Genomic DNA, 18,753 nt, shown 5'->3' on the forward strand with positions numbered 1-18,753 from the left:
ATGTCCTGTTCGCCATGCTCCGCGACAAGATCCCCTACCAGCCCCGCCCAGCCACGCCGATCGCCGCTCGACGAAACCCATAGGGACACCCCCCCACCCCCGGCATCGATCTTGCGGTTTCGGCCTGGGCGCAACAGGACGAAGCCGACGTCGGTGGGGCCGAAACCGCAAGATCGACGAGGTGGGGCGGTGGGGAAGAGCGAGTGGGTAGGGTCGGGGGGTGGACGATCTCGACGTGCTGGACTGGCGGGAGCGGGTGGCCGGGCTCTACCTGTCCGACCTCGACCTGGGCGGGTTCCGCCAGGCCCGGGATCTGCTGTTCGGCAGCCACCCGAGCAGTCCGGTCCCGGCCGACCAGCGGGCCGGCTTCACCGGGCTGCGCTGGTATCCGCCCGACCCGGCCGCCGTGGTCGAGGCGCCGCTGCGGCCCGCCTCGGGCGAGCTGAGCATCGACACCGGGGGACCGGACGGGGTGGTCGACTACCGCCGGGTGGCGGTCGCCGAGACGCCGTGGGGGCCGCTCACGCTCTGGTGGATCGACGCGTACGGGGGTGGGCTGTTCGTGCCGCTGCGCGACGCGAGCTGCGGCGACGGGTCGTACGGCGGGGGGCGCTACCTCACCGACACGGTGAAGGGCACGTTCGGTCGGGGCCTGACGGTGCTGCCCGGTAACCGGGTCCGGCTGGACGCCAACTACCTCTACAACCCCAGTTGCGCCTACGACGACAGGTGGGCCTGCCCGCTCGCCCCGCCGGAGAACCGCGTCGACGTGCCGCTGCGCGCCGGCGAGCGGGCCTGGCACGACTGATCCGAGCGTGACCGACGCGTGAGGGAGGGCCCCGGCGGGACCCTCCCTCGTGCCGGTGCCGGCCGCCTCAGCGGGCGGTGGCGCCGGTGGGCGTCAGGTGCATCCGACCCAGCATCTGCCGGGCCTGCTCGGCCAGTTCCGCGTCCACGGTGACCGCGTACTGGCTGGCCCGCAGCGAGCTGGCCGACGTGAAGTCGCGCTGCCCGCCGCTCATGGCGTGCGCGACCGCGCCGAACACGGCGCCCCAGATCGCGCCGATCACCAGGCCGACCAGGATCACCGCCAGCCAGTTGCCCGCGGTGAAGATCCCGAAGAGCAACCCGATGAACAGGCCGAACCACGCGCCGGTGCCGGCGCCCAGCAGGGCCGCCCGGCCGGTCGTCAACCGGCCCATCACCGTCTCCACCAGCGTCAGGTCGGTGCCGACGATCGAGGTCCGTTCCACCGGGAACCGGTTGTCGGCCAGATAGTCCACCACGCGCTGGGCGGACGGATAGTCCGGATACGAGCCGATCGTGACGGTCGGCGGGCCGGCCTGCGGCCCGTGCCCGTCCCCGCTCGGCGGCATCGGGCGACCGCCCGGGCCGGACGGGAGGTTGTCGCTGCCCGGCATCCCGGGACGCCAGGCCGCGGTCGGAGTCGAGGGTCTGGTCATGAGCATCCTCCTTCGTCAACCCGCCGCGTTCCCGTCGCCGGCGAGCGGTAACGCGGCGACCGCCGGCGATCCGGGCAGGCATGGCGACGCCGTGGCCGGGTAGCCACCACCGTGCGGAGCGGACGGATCAGCGAGCACGGCTTCCTCGCCGACGGGCGCAGCGCCGCCCTGGTGGACACCGCCGGCGCGGTGAACTGGTGGTGCCCTGCCCGGTTCGACGGGCCGTCGGTCTTCGGGCGGCTGCTCGACGACGACGCCGGGCACTGGGCGATCCGACCCGACGGCGGGTTCACCAGCACCCGGTCCTACCTGGACGACACGCTCGTGCTGCGTACCGTCTTCACCACCGCGACCGGGACGGTGGCCGTCACCGACGCCCTGGCGCTGGAGCCCGGCGCGCGCGGCCACGACATCGGCAGGCGCTCACCCCGGGTGCTGGCCCGGGTGGTCGAGGGCCTCGACGGCGAGGTGCCGATGCGGGTGGACTACGCGCCCCGGTTCGAGTACGGGCGGGTCGGCGCCTACCTCACCGAACACGGCGGGGTGATCACCGCCACCGCCGGCGCCTGCCGGCTGGAACTGCGCAGCGACGTTCCGCTGACGTTCGCCGAGGGCGCCGCCGCGGGGCGGTTCACCGCCCGCGCCGGCAGCGCCCACCACTTCACCCTCGGGTACGCCCCGACGTACGCCGGCGACGCGCCGGTGCTGCCCGACGCCGCCGAGGCGGTGGCCACCACGGTCGCCGGCTGGCGCTCCTGGGTCGACCTGCACGACTACCGGGGCGAGTACCGCGACCTGGTCCGGCGCAGCGCGCTCGTGGTGCAGGGGATGACCTACGGGCCGAGCGGCGCGGTCGTCGCGGCGGCCACCACCGCGCTGCCGGAACAGCTCGGCGGGGACCGCAACTACGACTACCGCTTCGTCTGGCTGCGCGACTTCAGCCTGACCCTGCAGGCGCTCTGGCGGGCCGCCTGCCCGGACGAGGCCGACCGGCAGTTCACCTGGGTGGCGCGGGCGATGGGGCGGATCGGCGACGCCCCCGCGCCGATCATGTACGGGGTCGAGGGGGAGCGGGACCTGACCGAGCACGACCTCGACCACCTCGCCGGCTACGCCGGCAGCCGGCCGGTGCTGGTCGGCAACGACGCCTGGCGGCAGCGGCAGAACGACGTGCTGGGCGAGGTGCTCGACGCGGCCTGGCTGATGCGGCACTACCTGGACCCGATGTCGCCCGACGTGCGCCACCTGCTGAGCACGCTCGCCGACCAGGCGATGCGCGACTGGCGCAAGCCGGACTCCGGGATGTGGGAGGCGCGCGACGCCGAGCGGCACTACGTGTCGTCGAAGGTGCAGTGCTGGACCGCGCTGGACCGGGCGGTGCGCTTCGGGCCGCGGATCGGCGAGCCGGCCGACGTGGCCCGCTGGGCGGCCGCCCGGGACGAGATCCGCGCGGCGGTGCTCAGCCGGGGCTGGAACGAGCGCGTCGGCGCGTACACCGGGGCGTTCGACTCCGACGACCTGGACGCCTCGGTGCTGGCCATGCCGCTGGTCGGCTTCCTGCCGGCGGACGACCCGCGGATGCGCGCCACCATGGACGTGGTCGAGCGGCGGCTGTCGCACAACGGGCTGCTGCGCCGCTGGGACGGCGACCCGGCCGGCTTCGTGATCTGCTCGTTCTGGCTGGCCGGCTGCCTGGCCGAGGCGGGTGAGCTGGACCGGGCCCGGCGGCTGTTCGAGCAGCTCGCCGCCCGCACCAACGACCTGGGCCTCTACGCCGAGCAGATCGACCAGGTCACCGGCGAGCAACTGGGCAACTTCCCGCAGGCGTTCTCGCACATCGGGCTGATCAACACCGCCGGCCGGATCACCGACGCCGCCGCGCGGTTCGCGCACGACCGACCGGCCGTGCCGACCGGCGCGGCCCGCACGGAGGGAGTGACCGGATGACCGGACGACTGGCGGGCAAGACCGCCCTGATCACCGGCTCGGACTCGGGTATCGGCCAGGCCACCGCCATCGAGTTCGGCCGGGAGGGCGCCGACGTGGTGGTGCACTACCTGCACGACCACGCCGGGGCGAACCACACCCGGGCCGAGATCGAGGCGGCCGGCTCGCGGGCCGTGGTGGTGCAGGGCGACATCAGCGTCGAGCACCAGGTGGAGGCGATGTTCGACGAGGCGCTGGCCGAGTTCGACCGGCTGGACGTGCTGATGAACGACGCCGGCGTGGACGCCTCCGGCATCCCGGTGGCCGACCTGGACACCGAGACCTGGGACCGGTGCATCCGGACCAACCTCTACGGCATGTTCTTCTGCTGCCGGCGGTTCGTCAGGCACCGCCGTGACGTGGGCGGCGGCGGCAAGATCGTCAACATCACGTCGATCCACCAGGAGGTGGCCCGGGCCGGCGGCGCCGACTACGACTCCAGCAAGGGCGGCATGCTGGAGCTGGCCAAGAGCCTGGCCCTGGAGGTCGCCCCGATGCGGATGAACGTGAACAACATCGGACCCGGCATGGTGCTCACCCCGTTCAACCAGGAGGCGATCGACAACCCGGACTACCTGCACGAGCAGGTGCAGAGCATCCCGTGGAAGCGGGCCGCGGAACCGGCCGAGATCGCGAAGTTGGCCGTCTTCCTGGCCAGCGACGACGCCGACTACGTCACCGGCTCGACCTACTTCATGGACGGCGGACTGATGCAGAACCAGGGCCAGGGCGCCTGACGGCACGACCGCGCCGGATGCGGGAGGATGGCGCGGTGGAGCTGGTCATCATCGCGGACACCCACGTCCCGAAGCGGGCGCGGGACCTGCCGGCCCCGCTGTGGGCGGCGGTGGAGGCCGCCGACGTGGTGCTGCACGCCGGCGACTGGGTGGACGTGGCGCTGCTCGACGCGCTGGAGGCGCGCGCCCGCCGACTTGTCGGGGTCTACGGCAACAACGACGGGCCGGCCCTGCGCGCCCGGCTGCCCGAGGTGGCCCGGGTCGAACTGGCCGGGCTGCGGGTCGCGGTGGTGCACGAGACCGGCCCGAAGACCCGCCGCGAGGAACGCTGCGCCGCCGCGTACGGCGACCGCGACCTGCTGGTCTTCGGGCACTCGCACATCCCCTGGGACAGCGTCGCGCCCGGCGGGCTGCGGCTGCTGAACCCCGGTTCGCCCACCGACCGGCGGGCCCAGCCGCACGCGACCTACCTGACCGCGCGGGTGGCGGCGGGGCGGCTCGACCGGGTCGAGCTGCACCGCCTGCCCCCGCGCTGACCGAGGTGTCTCAGCGCCCCCGGCCGGTCTCCGCCTGGAGTTCGTCGATGCGCCGGGACGCCTCGGCCTTGGTCAACCCGTCCGGCACCGTCTCGCCGGCCTCCTGGGCCAGCGTGTGCAGGTAGGACTCCTGGGCCGCGGTCGGCGGCTCGTCGCCGGTCACCCAGTCGTCCGGGTCCTTGACGGCGGCGTCCGGGTTCACGGTGCGGTTGTCGTTGGCGCGGTCGGCCATGCTGATCACCTCTCCTCGTACAGGTGTGCCATTACCCCCGTGCCCGCGAGTTCATACCGGTCCGCGCCTACGATCGACCGATGACAGCGGACCGAGCGGGTGTGGTGGTGGTCGGCGCGGGCATCGCCGGGGTGGCGTGCGCGACCGAGCTGGTCCGGGCCGGCATCCCGGTCGAGGTGCGCGAGCGTGCCCGGGTGACCGGTGGGCGGATGGCCAGCAAGCGCTTCGACGGCCGCCCCGCCGACCTGGGCGCCGCCTACTTCACCGTGGACGACCCGGACTTCGCCGCCGTGGTGGCGGACTGGCAGGCCGCCGGGTTGGCCCGGGAGTGGACCGACACGCTCGTCGCGTACGGGCCGCGGGGGCGCGAGGAGGTGGGCGGGCCGGTGCGCTGGGCCGCCCCGCGCGGGCTGCGCTCGCTTGTCGAGCACCTGGCCACCGGCCTCGCGGTGACCCACGACCGGCTGGTGATGACCGTCGAGCCGGGCCCCACCGTGGACGGGCGGGCCGCCGAGGCGGTGGTGCTCGCCATGCCCGGCCCGCAGGCCGCCCTGCTGCTGGACCCGGCGCTGGCCGAGGCCACCCGCGCGGTCGCGGCCCAACGCTGGGCGTCCGCGCTCACCGGGGTCCTGCACTTCCCGTCGCGCCGCTGGCCCGACTTCCGGGGCGCGTTCGTCAACGACCACCCGGTGCTGAGCCTGGTCTGCGATGACGGCGACCGTCGGGGCGACGGCGCCCCGGTGCTTGTCGCGCACACCACCGCGGAGTTCGCCGCCGGGCACCTGCTCCAACCCACCGGCGCCCGCCCGGAGATCGAGCAGGCCGTCCGGGACCTGCTCGGCCTGAGCGAGCCGCCCACGTCGACCCACGTGCACCGCTGGACGTACGCCCGACCGACGGTGGTCGGCGAGGGCGGCACGTACCACCTGGACCGCGACGGGATCGGCCTGGCCGGCGACGCGTTCGGCCGCCCCCGGGTGCAGAGCGCCTGGCGCTCCGGCCGGGACCTGGGCCGCGCCCTGGCCGACCGTCTCGGCTGAGATCAGCCGGCCGGGACGGGCTGCTCGGTCCGGCCCACCTCGGACCGGTCCCGGGTGCGCTCGCCGGCGCGGTCCAGCACCTGCATGACCGGGGTCGCGGCGATCCCGTGCGCCACCACCGAGACCACCACCACCAGGCCGACGGTGGCCCACAGCAGCTCCGCCTGCGGGAAGTCGGTCTTGCTCGTCGCGTAGGCCAGGTAGTAGAACGAGCCGACGCCACGGATGCCGAACACCGAGATCACCCAGTGCTCGGACGCCCGGCCCGGCGCGCCGCGCAGCGACAGCCAGCCGAGCAGCGGGCGGATCACCAGCACCAGGGCCAGGCCGACCAGCGCCGCCGGCCAGGTGAGCGGCGCGAGCAGGCCGCCGATCACCGCGCCGCCGAACAGCAGCAGCAACAGCACCGTGAGCAGGCGCTCCACCTGCTCGGCGAAGTCGTGCAGCACGGAGTGGAACTCGCTGGTGCGCTCGGCGGCCCGGATCGCCCGGGCGGCCACGAAGACGGCCAGGAAGCCGTAGCCGCCGACCACCTCGACCAGCCCGTACGCGAGGAACGTCGCGGCCAGCGCGAGGAAGCCCTCGGAGTGCTTGGCCAGCCGCAGCGCGCTCGGGGCCCGGAAGAAGAGCTTGCCCAGCAGCCAGCCGACGAGCAGCCCGCCGCCGACGCCGACGGCGAGCTTGTAGACCACGTCCACGGCCAGCCACTCGCCGAGCCAGTCGGCCGGGGCGAGACTGGTGCTGGCGATCGCGATGGCGGCGTAGACGAACGGGAAGGCCAGTCCGTCGTTCAGGCCGGCCTCCGAGGTGAGCGCGAAGCGGACCTCGTCCTCCGAGTCCTCCGCGTCGGTCGGTTCGCCGACCTGGACGTCGGAGGCGAGCACCGGGTCGGTCGGGGCGAGCGCGGCGCCGAGCAGCAGCGCCGCCGCCGGCACCAGACCGGCCCACCACCAGCCGAGCAGCGCCACCGCGGCGATGCACAGCGGCATGGCGATGGCCAGCAGCCGCCAGGTCGAGGACCAGCGGGCCCAGCTCAACGGCCTGTCGATCTTCAGGCCGGCGCCCATCAGGGCGACGATCACGCCCAGCTCGGTCAGGTGGGTGGTCAGCTCCGGCGAGCGCAGCGGGTCCGGCGTGGGCAGGCCGGTCGGCAACGCGAAGACCAGCATGCCGAGCCCGAGGAACGCGATCGGCATGGACAACGGCCGCTTCTCCAGCACCCGGGGCAGGATCCCCGCCAGCAGCGCACCGACGCCCAGCAGAGCGAACGCGACATCGACCGGTTCCACGACCCCACCCTTTCGCCGCCCGGCGGCCGGGCAGTGGTGCTCAGCAGTGCCCCGAACCGGTACCGGCTAAGCCTTTCGACGCAACGCGGTCGACCGGCGGCTCAGCCCAGCGAACCGATGGCGCTCGCGGGCAGCGCGTCCAGCAGCTCGGCCGGGTCCTCGTACACCGCCACCGCGCCCGCGCCGGCCAGCTCCGCCCGCCCGGTGCCGCCGCAGGTCAGCCCGATGCAGGGGATGTCCAGCTTGCCGGCGGCGGCCACGTCCCACACGGAGTCGCCGACGAAGACCACCCGCCCGGCGGTGAGCCCCGACTGGTCCAGCGCGGCGGCCAGGATGTCCGGCGCGGGCTTGCTCTCCTTCGCGTCGGCGGACGAGGTGACGGTGTCGATCACGTCGTCCGCGTCGAGCACCGCCCGTAGCGCGGCGACCTCGTGCTCGGCCGCCGAGGTCGCCAGCACCACCCGCAGGCCCCGGTCCGCGCAGGCGTACAGCAGCTCCCGCGCCTTGGGCAGCGGCGTGAGCCGCTCCCAGTACTCGGCGTAGAGCGTGTCGTGCGCGTCGCGCAGGCGCCCGTCGGCGTCGGTGTCCCGCTCGGCGCCCAGCAGGTGGTCGAGGAGCTTGTCCGAGCCCATGCCGATGGACCGGTGGATCCGCGCCATCGGTACCCGGTGGTCGGCCTGGCGCAGCGCCTCCCACCAGCTCACCGTGTGCAGGTAGGTGGAGTCGACCAGGGTGCCGTCCACGTCGAAGAGGACGCCGTGTCGCATGTCGTCTGCCATGGTTGGCCTCCTACCCGGGCGGGACGCCGCCGACTCCCGGCTCACCCGGCGGGAATGAGGATCTCGAACCAGACCGTCGAGCCGCGTACCGTCGGATCGGTGCCCCAGGCGTCGCTCAGCTCCTCGATCAGGCCGAGCCCGCGCCCCCGGCTGCTCAGCGTGTCGGTCTGCGCCCGGGTCACCTGACCGCGGGTGCCGGAGTCGGCGACCGAGACGAGCAACCGCTCGGCGCTCAGGTCCACCTCCACCCGGGCGGCGGTGCCGGCGTGCAGCAGGGCGTTGGTGGTCAGCTCGCTGGTGCAGAGCACCGCCGCGCCGACCACGGCCTCCGGCACCTGCCACTCGGTGAGCTGGGCGGTCATCCAGTGCCGGACCCGGCTCGGTGCGGTCGGTTCGGCCGGCACCTCCATCCCCGCCGAGCGGCTGGGCCGCACCGCGTGCTCCACCGCCAGCACTGCCACGTCGTCCTCGGTGGCGCCCGGCACGGCGGCGGTCGCGACCGCGCACAGCGCCCGGGGGTCTCCGCCGCTCGCGGCGCTCACCGCCGCGCCCAGCCCGGCCAGCCCGGCGGTCAGGTCCTGCCAGCGCCGCTCCACCACGCCGTCGCTGTAGAGCAGCAGCGTGTCGCCGGGGCGGAACGGCACGGTGACCGTGCGCTGCCGGCCGCCGAGGCCGAGCGGCGGGCCGGGTGGCACGTCGACGAACTCCGCGGCCGGACCGTCGCCGGGCCGGCCGCGCCGGATCAGCGGCGCGGGATGACCGGCGCTGGCCAGCGTGATCCGCTCCCGGTCGACGTCGACCACGCCGAACACCACGGTGACGAACAGCTCGTGCGTGCCGCCCTCGGTGCCGAGGCTCGCCACCAGCCGGTCCAGGCCGGCGAGCACCGCGTCCGGCCGGGGGTCGGACAGCGCCAGCGCGCGCAGCGCCGCGCGGACCTGGCCCATCCGCGCGGCGGCCTGCACGTCGTGGCCGGCCACGTCGCCGAGCACCACCCCGAGCGCGCCGGTGGGCAGCAGGAACGCGTCGTAGAAGTCGCCGCCGGCGGCGTTGCCGTCGACGCCCGGGTCGTAGCGGGCGGCGATGCGCAGCCGGGGCAGGTCGGGCAACTGCTCCGGCAACATGCTGCGTTGCAGCAACTGGGCGGTGCCGTGCTGGGTCTCGAACCGGCGGGCCCGCTCGGCGGCCTGACCGATCAGCTCGGCGGACGCGGCGAGCAGCGCCCGCTCCGCCGGGGACCACGGCCGGGGCGCGTGGTAGCCGACCGTCAGCGCGCCCCGGACCACCGTCGAGCGCAGCGGCAGCGCGGCCAGGGCCCGGACCTTCTCGTCGTGCCGGTCCGCCGCGACGTCCCGCAGCGGCTGCCCGTCGGCGACGAACGAGGGCACGCCGCTGCGCGCGGCCACCGCGGCCGGCAGCGGCGAGTCGGCGGGCATCCGGCGCCACAGCGGGGGCAGCCGCTCGTCGGCCTCGTCGAGCAGCTCGCCCCGGATCCGGCGGACCAACCGCCAGGTGGACCCCTCGTCCACGGCGAAGGAGACCCGGTCGGCGTCGAACGAGTGCAGGCAGTAGCGCAACGTCACCCGGGCCACGTCGTCGAGCGTGAGGGTGCCGGAGAGCGCCGCGGCGAAGTCGCTCAGGCTCTGCAACTGCTGGGTCAACTGGGTGGTCTGGGCGGAGACGGTCAGCACGCCGACGATGCGGCCGGCGGAGTCGCGGACCGGGGAGTGGCCGCGGGTGAACACCGCGGGCTCGGCCTGCCGGTCGGCCGGCAGCACCGCCTCCCGTTCCAGGAAGGGCTCCCCCCGCCGGTACACCCGCTCCAGCGCGTCACCCGCGCCGGCCTCCCGCCACACCTCGGCGAACACCTGCGCCGCCGGGCGGCCCAGCGCGTCCGGGTGCCGGTCACCGATCAGCTCGGCGTAGCCGTCGTTGTAGAGCAGGGCCAGGTCGTCGCCGAGGAGCAGGGCCATCGGTACGGGGGAGGACAGCACCACGTCCGCCACGGCGCGGACCGCGGGATCCCAGCTCTGCGGGGCGCCCAGCGGCGTACCGGCCCACGGGTGGGTGGTCGCTCCCGGAGTGGGGGCGGACGGCGTGGGAATCCGACCGACGGTGCCTGGCATGACCGCAGCCTAACCGGAGCGTGGCCGGGTGGTTCCGGTCATGCGTCCGGTGCCGGCGCCGAGCCCCGCCGGCCGGGACGTCAGGGCAGGTCAGGGCCGGTTCGACGGGTCATGTCGGGAAATTGCCCCGGTCCGGTCCGCGTGCTCCCGAGAGCACCGGGTATGCGGGCGGCGCAGTTCACGCGACAGGAGGGACATCATGCCGAAAACCCTCGCCGTCGGGCAGGTCGACATCAGTGCGGCCTGGACCGACTTCTGGAGGTCGGTGCTGCTCTTCGTACCGAGGGCCATCGCGTTCATCGCGATTCTCGTGGTGGGTTGGCTCATCGCCCGAGCCGTCCTCAAAATCGTGGACGCGGCACTGGAACGGGTCGGGTTCGACCGCGCCGTGGAACGCGGCGGGATCAAACGCGCCCTCGAACGCACCAAGTACGACGCCAGCGACATCCTGGCCAGACTGGCCTACTACGCGGTCCTGTTGTTCACCCTGCAGTTCGCCTTCGGGGTGTGGGGACCCAACGCGATCAGCGACCTGATCCGCGGGGTGGTGTCCTGGCTGCCACGGGCCTTCGTGGCGATCGTCATCGTGGTGATCGCGGCCGCCATCGCCAACGCCGTCCGGCAGTTGGTGTCCGGCGCGCTCGGCGGGCTCTCGTACGGCCGGGTGCTGGCCGACGTGACGGCCTTCTTCATCCTGGCGCTCGGTGTCATCGCGGCGCTGAACCAGGTGGGCATCGCCACCACGGTGACCACGCCGGTGCTCATCGCGTTCCTCGCCACGGTGGCGGGAATCCTGGTCGTCGGTGTCGGCGGTGGTCTGATCAAGCCGATGCAGAACCGCTGGGACGGCTGGCTGGACCGGGTCGCGGAGGAGTCCCGCGCGTTCCGGCAGCAGCGGCAGGCCCAGCAGGTCGGTCGCAGCGACTACGACCGGCGGATGGCCGACCGGGGCGGACAGCCCGCGCCCGCGACGCCGCAGTCGTCGATGTCCGGGTCGGGCACCTACCGCTCGGGCCAGGCGGGCGACGAGACGCAGCAGTTCCGCCGGCCCAACGGCTGACGGGTGAACGGGTGACGGGGTGTCCGCGGGGCGATCGCGGGCGCCCCGCGCCGTGTCTCAGGCCAGGTGGCGCGGGTCGAGCGCGCGGGCCAGCAGGCAGACCGCGAGCAGCCGGGTGAGCAGCCAGTCCGGCTCCGACCAGTCGACCGCGCCGGCGGGGGGCGTCCAGCCGTGCTCGGACGCGGCGTCGCGCAGGCCCTCGGCGTATCCGGCGAGGGCCGCCACGGTCAGCGGCCGGCGGTCGCCGTGCAGGCTGTCGCGTACCCCGGCGGCGTGCTGGTCGACCGCGGCGAGCAGCCCCGGATTCGCCGCCGCGGCGGCGAGGCCGGCGGCGCCGACGGCGGCGGTGAGCGTGGTGAGGGTCGACCGCGCGGCCACCGCCGTGGAGCGGGTCGCGATCCGGTTGGGTACGCGCATGGTGACCGAGGCTAGCCCCGGGCCGGCCGGGGCGGCCTCGGCCGACCGGACGATGCCCGGATCGTCCGGCTGTGCCGGCGGCGTCGGTCGCCGGGATTGAGCCGCCCGTGGCGGGGCAGAAGGAATCCGCGCAGACGACGCAGGCGAGCCCGCGGAGGCACACCATGGCACAGCAGGCCGACGGACCGGACCGGGCGCACCGCCGGCCGGACGGGGTGAGTGACGCCACGGTCGAGGCGTTGGGCAAGCTCGGCGAGGCCCTGGAGTGCGTGGAACGGGCCCGCGGCCACCTCTACGAGCTGCACCAGCTCATCGGCCACGCCGACCTGACGCTTGACGAGGCGGTGGAGCTGTTCCGTGCCGCCGGACATGCGGAGACCGCCGAGCGGATCGACCGTGACCTGCTGGGTCGCAACGTCGTGGCCGGGCGCTGGACCTTCCAGCTCGTCGAGGAGTTCGACGACGGCTACTACGCGCTCTTCCGGGAGACGGACCGGCGGGCCCGCGACGAGTTGGCCGCGGGCCGCCGGCACCTGTACGAGGCGGAGATGAAGGAGCGACGCCGCAGCCGCGGTCGCCCGGGGCACGAGGCGCGCCCCGCCGAGCGGTGATCAGTCGGAGGAGCGGGCCTGGGCCGGGCGTCGCCGGGCGCCGTCGTCGGCGATGATCACGGTGGCGACCATCAGCGCCACCACCACGCTGAACAGCCAGGAGCTGTCGTCGCTGAACTTCGCCGCCACGGGAGCCTGCACGGCGGCGAGCAGGAAGCCCAGCCAGGCGAGGCGGCGCTGACGAGTGGAGAGGAAAGAGGAACCCTGATCCATCCCGAAAGTCTTACGTGCGACCGGGGCAGTGCCGTCAGCCGTTCGGCCGATTCTGGATGGGCTGTCCGCTTTCTCGTCTGCCCGTACCGCAATTTTTGTCGTTTCGGCCGATGCGCCGCATCCCGGTTCCGGGCACCCTGCGGTGCCCGGAACCGGGTGGCTCAGATGCTGTCCGGGCCGGTGCGACCGGTGGTCGACGGCCGGTACGCGCGGTCCGCGTCGGTCATCTCCCGGCGCTCGGCCTCCGGGCTCGCGCCCCGGTCCACCGCCTCCGGGCCGTGGCCGAACGCGGCCTCCTCGCCGGCGTCGTTGCCGGTGGCGTCGTCGGCCTGCCCGTCCAGGGTCGACCGGGCGATCGCCTGGTCCAGCTCGTGCAGGGGAGTGCGGTCCTCGTCGCGCCACACGTGGCTGTCGTTGTCGGTCATTCCCCTGCGGTACCCGGGCCCGATGATCGCAAACGGCCAGCCGGTACACGGCGACGGCCGCCGGTGATCCGGCGGCCGTCGTGCCTCGGTGCGGGGGTGCGCAGACTCAGGGGGCCGGCCGGTCCACCGAGCCGCGCCAGGCGCCGGTCTCCTGACCGCGCCGCTCGATGAACTGCTTGAACCGCTCCAGGTCGCCCTTGGCCCGGCGGTCCACCACGCCCAGCTTGTCGCCGGCCTGCTCGACCACGCCGTGCGGCTCGAACTCCATCTGCAGGGTGACCCGGGTGTGCCCCTCGTCGAGCCGGTGGAACGTCACCACACCGGCCTGCTGGGTGCCGCCGGTGGACTTCCAGGCCACCCGCTCGTCCGGGAGCTGCTCGGTGATCTCCGCGTCGAACTCGCGCTTCACGCCCGCGATCTCCACGGTCCAGTGGGTCATCCGGTCGGAGAGCTGCCGGACCTCCTGCACGCCCTCCATGAAGTGCGGAAATTCCTCGAACTGGGTCCACTGGTCGTACGCGGTCCGAATCGGGACGTCCACGTCCACGTGCTCCATGACGCCGCTCATGTCGGGGTTCCTCCTGTTCCGCCGGTGTCCAGTCGCGAACCGTGGGCCGGTCCGCTCACCAGCGCGTCGTCTCGTTCCGGTGGCCCAGCGCGGCCCACACCTCGGAGACCGTCTGGTAGCGGGTGCCGTCCGGCAGGCCCTCCAGGGCGGCGACGATGTCCGCCGGCGCCTCGTTCTCCCGCGCGTTGGACACCAGCGCGTCCCGGTCGCCGGGCAGGGCGGTCATCGTGATGAACCGGCCGAGGCGGCTGCGCGCCTCCACGTCCTCCGAACTCATCCCCTGCGGCGAACCGGTGCGCAGGTCGCCGGCCGGAGCGGTGGTCGCCTCGGGCTGGTCCTCACCGGCCGGCTCCGGCTGGCGGAACTCGTCGACCCGGGAGCCGCCGGCACCCGGGCCCTGGACCAGGCCGCTGACCTCGCTGCTCATCTGGTCGTCGACCCTGGGCGAGTGCTTGCTGCTGCCACGTTCCATGCCTTGGGAGATGCCCCGGGGAATCGCCGGTAAACCGGTCAGGAGTCCGCCGGGGAGCGGGGCGGCAGCACCGGCTCGTCCGGATCCTCGACGCCGGCCTGCATCGCCCGGCCCCGCTGCAACTCCGCGTTGATCTGCACGCCGAGCATCAGCGCGCAGTTGGACAGGTAGAGCCAGACCAGGAACGCGATGACCGCGCCGAGGCTGCCGTAGGTCACGTCGTACGAGGCGAAGTTGGCCACGTAGAGACCGAAGCCGAAGGACGCCACCACCCAGGCCACCAGCGCCAGCGCGCCGCCCGGGGTGAGCCACCGGAAACGCGGCTGCCGCACGTTCGGCGCGATCCAGAACAGCAGGGACAGCAACGTCATCGCGACCAGCGCGAGCACCGGCCACTTCGCCACCGACCAGGTGGTCCGGGCCAGGGCGCCGGCGTGCAGGAGGTCGCCCACCGCGTCGGTGACCGGACCGCTCACGATCAGCGCGGTCGCCACCACCGCGAGCAGCAGCAGGGTCACCGCGGCCATGCCGATCTGCAACGGGCGCAGGCGGTAGAACGGGCGTCCCTCCTCGACCCCGTAGATCGCGTTGGAGGCCCGGGTGAACGCGCCGATGAACCCGGAGGCCGACCAGAGCGCGCCGAGCAGACCGAAACTCAGCAGCGCCTTCGCCGGACCCTGCTGCTCGACCACGTTGCGCACCACGCTCACGAAGGCGTCGTTGCCGACCACCGAGCCGGCGCCGATCTCCCGAGCCAGGTCGATCACCGTGTCCACCGTGCGCGGGCCGTCGGAGACCAGGCCGACCAGGGCGACCACCACGACTGTGGACGGGAAGAGCGCCAGCACCCCGTAGTAGGTCAGCGCGGCGGCCCAGTCGGCGCAGTTGTCCTTGACGAAACCCTGACCGCTGCGCACCAGCACCCCCCGCCAGGTGCGCCAATTGAGCTGGCGCATCCGCCGGGGGAGCCGGGGCCGGGTCCGACCGTCGACCGCGGGTGGTGTCGTCGCCGTCATGACCGCCTCCTCCGCGCGCCGGCGCGCCACCGGGCGTGGCCGGGGCGGTACCCCACGGCGGAAATCGACAAACCGCGTACCGGTTTGCCCCGGGAGCGGGCGGGAAGGACAACTGACACCCGATCGAGACGGAGGTGGACGAGATGCCCGGGCGCGAGGTGCTCCCCAGCACGTTGAAGCGTTCCCCGGCCAAGGCGCAGCGGACCTGGGAGAAGACGCACGACTCGGCGGTCGAGACGTACGGCGAGGGCGAGCGCGCGCACCGCGCCGCCTTCGCCGCCGTCAAGCACGGCTACGAGAAGGTCGGCGACCACTGGGAGGCCAAGGGTCGCAAGGGACCGAGCGACAAGCAGGCGGCCGGCGGCGGACCGGCGCGACGCGCGCCCACCGCGGGCGGCGTCGACGCCAACGCCACCAAGGACCACCTCATGGAGGTGGCGAAGAAGCTGGACGTGCGGGGCCGTTCCCGGATGACCAAGCCGGAGCTGGTGAAGGCGATCGAGAAGGCCAACGACAACGCGACCCGCAAGGCCCGCGGCGGTCGCTGACCCGCGACGGTACGACGACGAGCCCGGGACCGTCACGGTCCCGGGCTCGGGTGCGTCTCACCAGTGGCCGCCACCCGGCGCCTCCAGGTGCACCGCCTTGACGGTGCTGAACTCGTCGAGCAGCTCCGGGCCGTACCCGAAGCCCTGGCCGCTGCCCCGGCGCGGCTGCGCGGCCCCGCCCGGCGCGCCGCCGAACACGGAGTTCACCTTCACGGTCCCGACCGGAAGCTCCCGCCAGGCCCGCTGGGCGTGGCTCATCGAGCCGGTCAGCACGGTGGCCGCCAGGCCGTAGGGGGAGTCGGCGGCGCACCGTAGCCCCTCGTCGAACGAGTCGACCACCACCACCGGGGCGACCGGGCCGAACGTCTCCTCGCGCACCAGCGCCATCTCGTGCCGGCAGCCCTCGACCACCGTGGCCGGATAGAACGCGCCCGGCCCGTCCGGCAGCGCGCCCCCGACGCGTACCCGGGCGCCCTGCGCCACCGCGGCGGTGACCTGCCCGTGCACGTGGTCCCGGTGCCGCCGGTCGACGAGCGGGCCAAGCTGCGTGTCCGGGTCGGTGCCGGCGCCGACGACGAGCGCCTCGGCGCGGGCCACCAGCGCGTCGACGAAGTCCCCGGCGACGTCGCGGTGCACGTAGACGCGTTCCACCGCGACGCAGATCTGCCCGGCGTTGGCGAAGCAGCCGGTCGCCGCCTGCTCGGCCGCCCAACCCGGGTCGACGTCGGCGTCCACCAGCAGCGGGTCGCTGCCACCGTTCTCCAGCAGCACCTTCGCGCCGGTGCGGGCGCCGGCCGCGGCGATCGACCGGCCGGTGGCGGTGGAACCGACGTGTGCCACCACGTCCAGCCCGTCCTGGCCGGCCAGCGCCGCGCCCACCTCGCCACCGCCGGTCAGCAGCGACAGCACACCGGCCGGCAGTGCCGAGTCCAGGGCTCGGGCCAGCAGCCAGCCGGTGGCCGGCGTGCGTTCGCTCGGCTTGTGCAGCACCACGTTGCCGGTCACCAGCGCCGCGCCGAGCAGGCCGCAGGAGACCGCCACCGGGTCGTTCCACGGGGTGATCGCGGCGACCACCCCACGCGGCTCGGGGGCCATGAAGTCCAGCGCCGCGTGCCCGCCGTGCAACGTCCGGCCGCCGCGCACCGGGGCCAGCTCGGCGTACTGCCGCAGCGTGCCCACGCCCGCCGCCACGCCGCCCCGGGCGTCGTCGAGCGGCTTGCCCATCTCCGCGGTGGTCGCCCGCGCCAGCTCCTCGGCGGCGGCCTCGACCGCGTCCGCCGCCCGGTGCAGCGCCGCGGCCCGCTCGGCCGGGGCGGTCGCCGCCCACTCCGCCGCCGCGTCCCGGGCCGCCTCCACCGCCTTGGCCACCTCGTCGGCGGTGGCGACCGGCGCCCGGGTCACCGGCGTCCCGTCGGCCGGGTCGTGCACGACAAGTTCGCCGCCCTCGCCCCCGGCGCCCCACACCCCACCTATGAGCTGCGCAACCGTGTACATGCCCGTGCTTGCCCGGGTTCGGGGGAGGCAAACGCGTTTCGCCCGGTGAGCGGCCGGGTAGGCGGATCGGATGATTTCCACCGCCGACGCGGTCGTCATCGGGGCCGGGCACAACGGTTTGGTGGCCGCGAACCTGCTGGCCGACGCGGGGTGGGACGTCCTCGTGCTGGAGGCCACCGGGGCGCCTGGCGGCGCGGTGCGCTCCGCGCACGTGACCGCGCCGGGCTACCTCAGTGACCTGTACAGCTCCTTCTATCCGCTCGGCTTCGCCTCCCCGGTGCTGAACGGCCTGCGCCTGGAACGGCACGGCCTGTCCTGGACGCACGCGCCAGACGTGCTGGCACACCTGCTGCCGGACGGTCGCGCCGCGGTGGTCAACCGCGACCTGGACGTCACCGCCGCGTCGCTGGACGCGTTCGCCCCGGGCGACGGGGAGCGCTGGCGGCACGCGTACGCGGACTGGACCCAGGTGGCCGAGCCGATGCTGGACGCCATCACCAGCCCGTTCCCGCCGGTCCGTGGCGGCCTGGGCCTGCTGTGGAGGCTCCGGGTGGCCGGCGCGCTGCGGCTGGCCCGCCGGCTGGTGCTGCCGGTGCGCAAGCTCGGCGCCGAACTCTTCGACGGCGACGGCGGGCCGGCGCTGCTCGCCGGCTGCGCCCTGCACACCGACCTGTCCCCGGAGGAGGCCGGCTCCGGGGTGTACGGCTGGCTGCTCGCCATGCTCGGCCAGCAGGTCGGCTGGCCGGTGCCGGTGGGCGGCGCGCAGCGGATCACCGACGCGTTGGTGGCCCGCCTGGTCGAGCGCGGCGGCCGGATCGAGTACGAGGCCCGGGTCGAGCGGGTGCTCACCGCCCGGGGACGCGCCATGGGGGTACGGACCGCCGACGGCACCGACTGGCGGGCCCGCCGCGCGGTGCTCGCCGACGTCCCCGCCCCGGCGCTCTACCTCGACCTGGTCGGTGCGGCCGTGTTGCCGCCCCGGCTGGTGGAGGACCTGGCGCACTTCCGGTGGGACGGCTCCACGCTCAAGGTCGACTGGGCGTTGTCGGCGCCGATGCCGTGGCGCAACCGCGACCTGGCCGGCGCCGGCACCGTGCACCTCGGCGCGGACCTCGACGGCCTCACCACGTACGCGGCGGCGCTGGCCCGGGGCGAGGTGCCGCGTGACCCGTTCCTGCTGGTCGGGCAGATGACGGTGGCCGACCCGACCCACTCGCCGCCGAACACCGAGTCGCTCTGGTCCTACACCCACCTGCCGTTCCGCCGCACCTGGCGGGCCGAGGACGTCGCCGGGCACGTGGAGCGGATGGAGGAGGTGCTGGAGGCCGCCGCGCCGGGCTTCCGCGCGTCGGTCGTCGGGCGGCACGTGGCCGGCCCGGCCGACCTCGAGGCCGCCGAGCCGAGCCTGGTGGGTGGCGCGCTGGGCGGCGGCACCGCGGCGGCCTACCAGCAGTTGTTCCTGCGGCCGATCCCGGGGCTGGGCCGGGCCGACACCCCGGTGGACCGGCTCTACCTGGCCAGCGCCTCGGCCCACCCGGGTGGCGGCGTGCACGGCGCGCCGGGCGCGAACGCCGCCCGGGCCGCGCTGGCCCGCGACCGGGCGGTCACCGGAGCGGTGTACGCCCGCGCGATCGCCGCCGCCCACCGCGCCGTCTACCCCTGACCCGCCGCGGTCGGGTCCGGCGGCGGCGGCCCGGTCACCGCTCGTCTGGCGGGGAGGGTGCCGTGCGCCGATGTGCGG

General features: G+C 74.5%; 21 protein-coding genes. 9 read left to right on the top strand and 12 right to left on the bottom strand.

Annotation, left to right across the window (positions count from 1 at the left end):
* The first annotated feature begins 220 nt into the window (after positions 1 to 220).
* The gene (locus ACIA5A_RS22390) at positions 221 to 808 is read left to right on the top strand and encodes a DUF1684 domain-containing protein (RefSeq protein WP_396765510.1); all 588 of its coding nucleotides are present in this window, start codon (positions 221 to 223) and stop codon (positions 806 to 808) included.
* Between the two features lie 67 nt (positions 809 to 875).
* Here ACIA5A_RS22390 and ACIA5A_RS22395 read toward each other — a convergent pair whose 3' ends face one another.
* On the bottom strand, positions 876 to 1,463 hold the full coding sequence (locus ACIA5A_RS22395) for a general stress protein (protein WP_396765514.1): 588 nt from the start codon (positions 1,461 to 1,463) through the stop codon (positions 876 to 878).
* A 111-nt stretch (positions 1,464 to 1,574) separates the two neighbouring features.
* On the opposite strand from ACIA5A_RS22395, the gene ACIA5A_RS22400 reads away from it, so the two are divergent.
* Genes ACIA5A_RS22400 through ACIA5A_RS22410 form a run of 3 tightly spaced genes read left to right on the top strand, consistent with a single transcriptional unit; the run spans position 1,575 to position 4,722 of the window.
* Positions 1,575 to 3,410, top strand: coding sequence for a glycoside hydrolase family 15 protein (locus ACIA5A_RS22400; RefSeq protein ID WP_396765516.1), 1,836 nt, complete (start codon positions 1,575 to 1,577; stop codon positions 3,408 to 3,410).
* On the top strand, positions 3,407 to 4,186 hold the full coding sequence (locus ACIA5A_RS22405) for an SDR family oxidoreductase (protein ID WP_396765519.1): 780 nt from the start codon (positions 3,407 to 3,409) through the stop codon (positions 4,184 to 4,186). Before ACIA5A_RS22400 ends, ACIA5A_RS22405 begins: the two co-directional genes overlap by 4 nt.
* 35 nt (positions 4,187 to 4,221) lie before the next feature.
* Positions 4,222 to 4,722: a metallophosphoesterase family protein gene (locus ACIA5A_RS22410; RefSeq protein WP_396765522.1), complete on the top strand. Its 501-nt coding sequence runs from the start codon at positions 4,222 to 4,224 to the stop codon at positions 4,720 to 4,722.
* 10 nt (positions 4,723 to 4,732) lie between these two features.
* Here ACIA5A_RS22410 and ACIA5A_RS22415 read toward each other — a convergent pair whose 3' ends face one another.
* The gene (locus ACIA5A_RS22415; RefSeq protein WP_396765524.1) at positions 4,733 to 4,954 is read right to left on the bottom strand and encodes a DUF3072 domain-containing protein; all 222 of its coding nucleotides are present in this window, start codon (positions 4,952 to 4,954) and stop codon (positions 4,733 to 4,735) included.
* An 80-nt stretch (positions 4,955 to 5,034) separates the two neighbouring features.
* Here ACIA5A_RS22415 and ACIA5A_RS22420 point away from each other — a divergent pair, with 80 nt between their 5' ends.
* Positions 5,035 to 5,994: an NAD(P)/FAD-dependent oxidoreductase gene (locus ACIA5A_RS22420; RefSeq protein ID WP_396765527.1), complete on the top strand. Its 960-nt coding sequence runs from the start codon at positions 5,035 to 5,037 to the stop codon at positions 5,992 to 5,994.
* 2 nt (positions 5,995 to 5,996) lie between these two features.
* Here the strand turns inward: ACIA5A_RS22420 and ACIA5A_RS22425 are convergent, their stop codons facing one another.
* From ACIA5A_RS22425 to ACIA5A_RS22435, 3 genes are all read right to left on the bottom strand, one after another.
* Entirely contained in the window at positions 5,997 to 7,283 is a 1,287-nt protein-coding gene (locus ACIA5A_RS22425) for a cation:proton antiporter (RefSeq protein WP_396765529.1), read from the bottom strand.
* 101 nt (positions 7,284 to 7,384) lie between these two features.
* The gene (locus ACIA5A_RS22430; RefSeq protein ID WP_396765532.1) at positions 7,385 to 8,062 is read right to left on the bottom strand and encodes an HAD family hydrolase; all 678 of its coding nucleotides are present in this window, start codon (positions 8,060 to 8,062) and stop codon (positions 7,385 to 7,387) included.
* Between the two features lie 41 nt (positions 8,063 to 8,103).
* Positions 8,104 to 10,188, bottom strand: coding sequence for a SpoIIE family protein phosphatase (locus ACIA5A_RS22435; protein WP_396765535.1), 2,085 nt, complete (start codon positions 10,186 to 10,188; stop codon positions 8,104 to 8,106).
* A 199-nt stretch (positions 10,189 to 10,387) separates the two neighbouring features.
* On the opposite strand from ACIA5A_RS22435, the gene ACIA5A_RS22440 reads away from it, so the two are divergent.
* Positions 10,388 to 11,248 carry a hypothetical protein gene (locus ACIA5A_RS22440; protein ID WP_396765538.1) on the top strand — a complete coding sequence of 287 codons (861 nt, stop codon included), beginning with the start codon at positions 10,388 to 10,390 and terminating at the stop codon, positions 11,246 to 11,248.
* 57 nt (positions 11,249 to 11,305) lie between these two features.
* On the opposite strand, the gene ACIA5A_RS22445 is transcribed toward ACIA5A_RS22440, so the two are convergent.
* Entirely contained in the window at positions 11,306 to 11,665 is a 360-nt protein-coding gene (locus ACIA5A_RS22445; protein WP_396765540.1) for a DUF6401 family natural product biosynthesis protein, read from the bottom strand.
* A 164-nt stretch (positions 11,666 to 11,829) separates the two neighbouring features.
* On the opposite strand from ACIA5A_RS22445, the gene ACIA5A_RS22450 reads away from it, so the two are divergent.
* Complete coding sequence (locus ACIA5A_RS22450) at positions 11,830 to 12,276, top strand: hypothetical protein (protein WP_396765543.1); 447 nt, start codon at positions 11,830 to 11,832, stop codon at positions 12,274 to 12,276.
* Here ACIA5A_RS22450 and ACIA5A_RS22455 read toward each other — a convergent pair whose 3' ends face one another.
* The 5 genes from ACIA5A_RS22455 to ACIA5A_RS22475 form a co-directional block, all read right to left on the bottom strand.
* Entirely contained in the window at positions 12,277 to 12,489 is a 213-nt protein-coding gene (locus ACIA5A_RS22455) for a hypothetical protein (RefSeq protein WP_091067529.1), read from the bottom strand. It abuts the gene before it with no gap.
* 161 nt (positions 12,490 to 12,650) lie between these two features.
* A complete protein-coding gene (locus tag ACIA5A_RS22460; RefSeq protein WP_396765547.1) occupies positions 12,651 to 12,914 on the bottom strand; it encodes a hypothetical protein in 264 nt (87 codons plus the stop codon).
* Positions 12,915 to 13,020: 106 nt separating this feature from the next.
* A complete protein-coding gene (locus tag ACIA5A_RS22465; protein WP_396765549.1) occupies positions 13,021 to 13,482 on the bottom strand; it encodes an SRPBCC family protein in 462 nt (153 codons plus the stop codon).
* Positions 13,483 to 13,537: 55 nt separating this feature from the next.
* Complete coding sequence (locus tag ACIA5A_RS22470; protein WP_396765552.1) at positions 13,538 to 13,954, bottom strand: DUF2795 domain-containing protein; 417 nt, start codon at positions 13,952 to 13,954, stop codon at positions 13,538 to 13,540.
* 38 nt (positions 13,955 to 13,992) lie between these two features.
* Positions 13,993 to 14,970, bottom strand: coding sequence for a YihY/virulence factor BrkB family protein (locus ACIA5A_RS22475; RefSeq protein ID WP_396765555.1), 978 nt, complete (start codon positions 14,968 to 14,970; stop codon positions 13,993 to 13,995).
* Positions 14,971 to 15,113: 143 nt separating this feature from the next.
* Between ACIA5A_RS22475 and ACIA5A_RS22480 the strand changes: the two genes are divergently transcribed.
* Complete coding sequence (locus ACIA5A_RS22480) at positions 15,114 to 15,518, top strand: ChaB family protein (RefSeq protein ID WP_396765558.1); 405 nt, start codon at positions 15,114 to 15,116, stop codon at positions 15,516 to 15,518.
* Positions 15,519 to 15,575: 57 nt separating this feature from the next.
* Here ACIA5A_RS22480 and ACIA5A_RS22485 read toward each other — a convergent pair whose 3' ends face one another.
* The gene (locus ACIA5A_RS22485; RefSeq protein ID WP_396765561.1) at positions 15,576 to 17,012 is read right to left on the bottom strand and encodes an aldehyde dehydrogenase family protein; all 1,437 of its coding nucleotides are present in this window, start codon (positions 17,010 to 17,012) and stop codon (positions 15,576 to 15,578) included.
* Between the two features lie 70 nt (positions 17,013 to 17,082).
* Here ACIA5A_RS22485 and ACIA5A_RS22490 point away from each other — a divergent pair, with 70 nt between their 5' ends.
* Positions 17,083 to 18,675 (top strand): phytoene desaturase family protein, encoded by a 1,593-nt coding sequence (locus ACIA5A_RS22490; RefSeq protein WP_396765564.1) that lies wholly within the window; start codon positions 17,083 to 17,085, stop codon positions 18,673 to 18,675.
* Positions 18,676 to 18,753: the final 78 nt, after the last annotated feature.

It is taken from the genome of Micromonospora sp. NPDC051300 (assembly GCF_044455315.1).
Classification (GTDB): Bacteria; Actinomycetota; Actinomycetes; order Mycobacteriales; family Micromonosporaceae; genus Micromonospora; species Micromonospora robiginosa.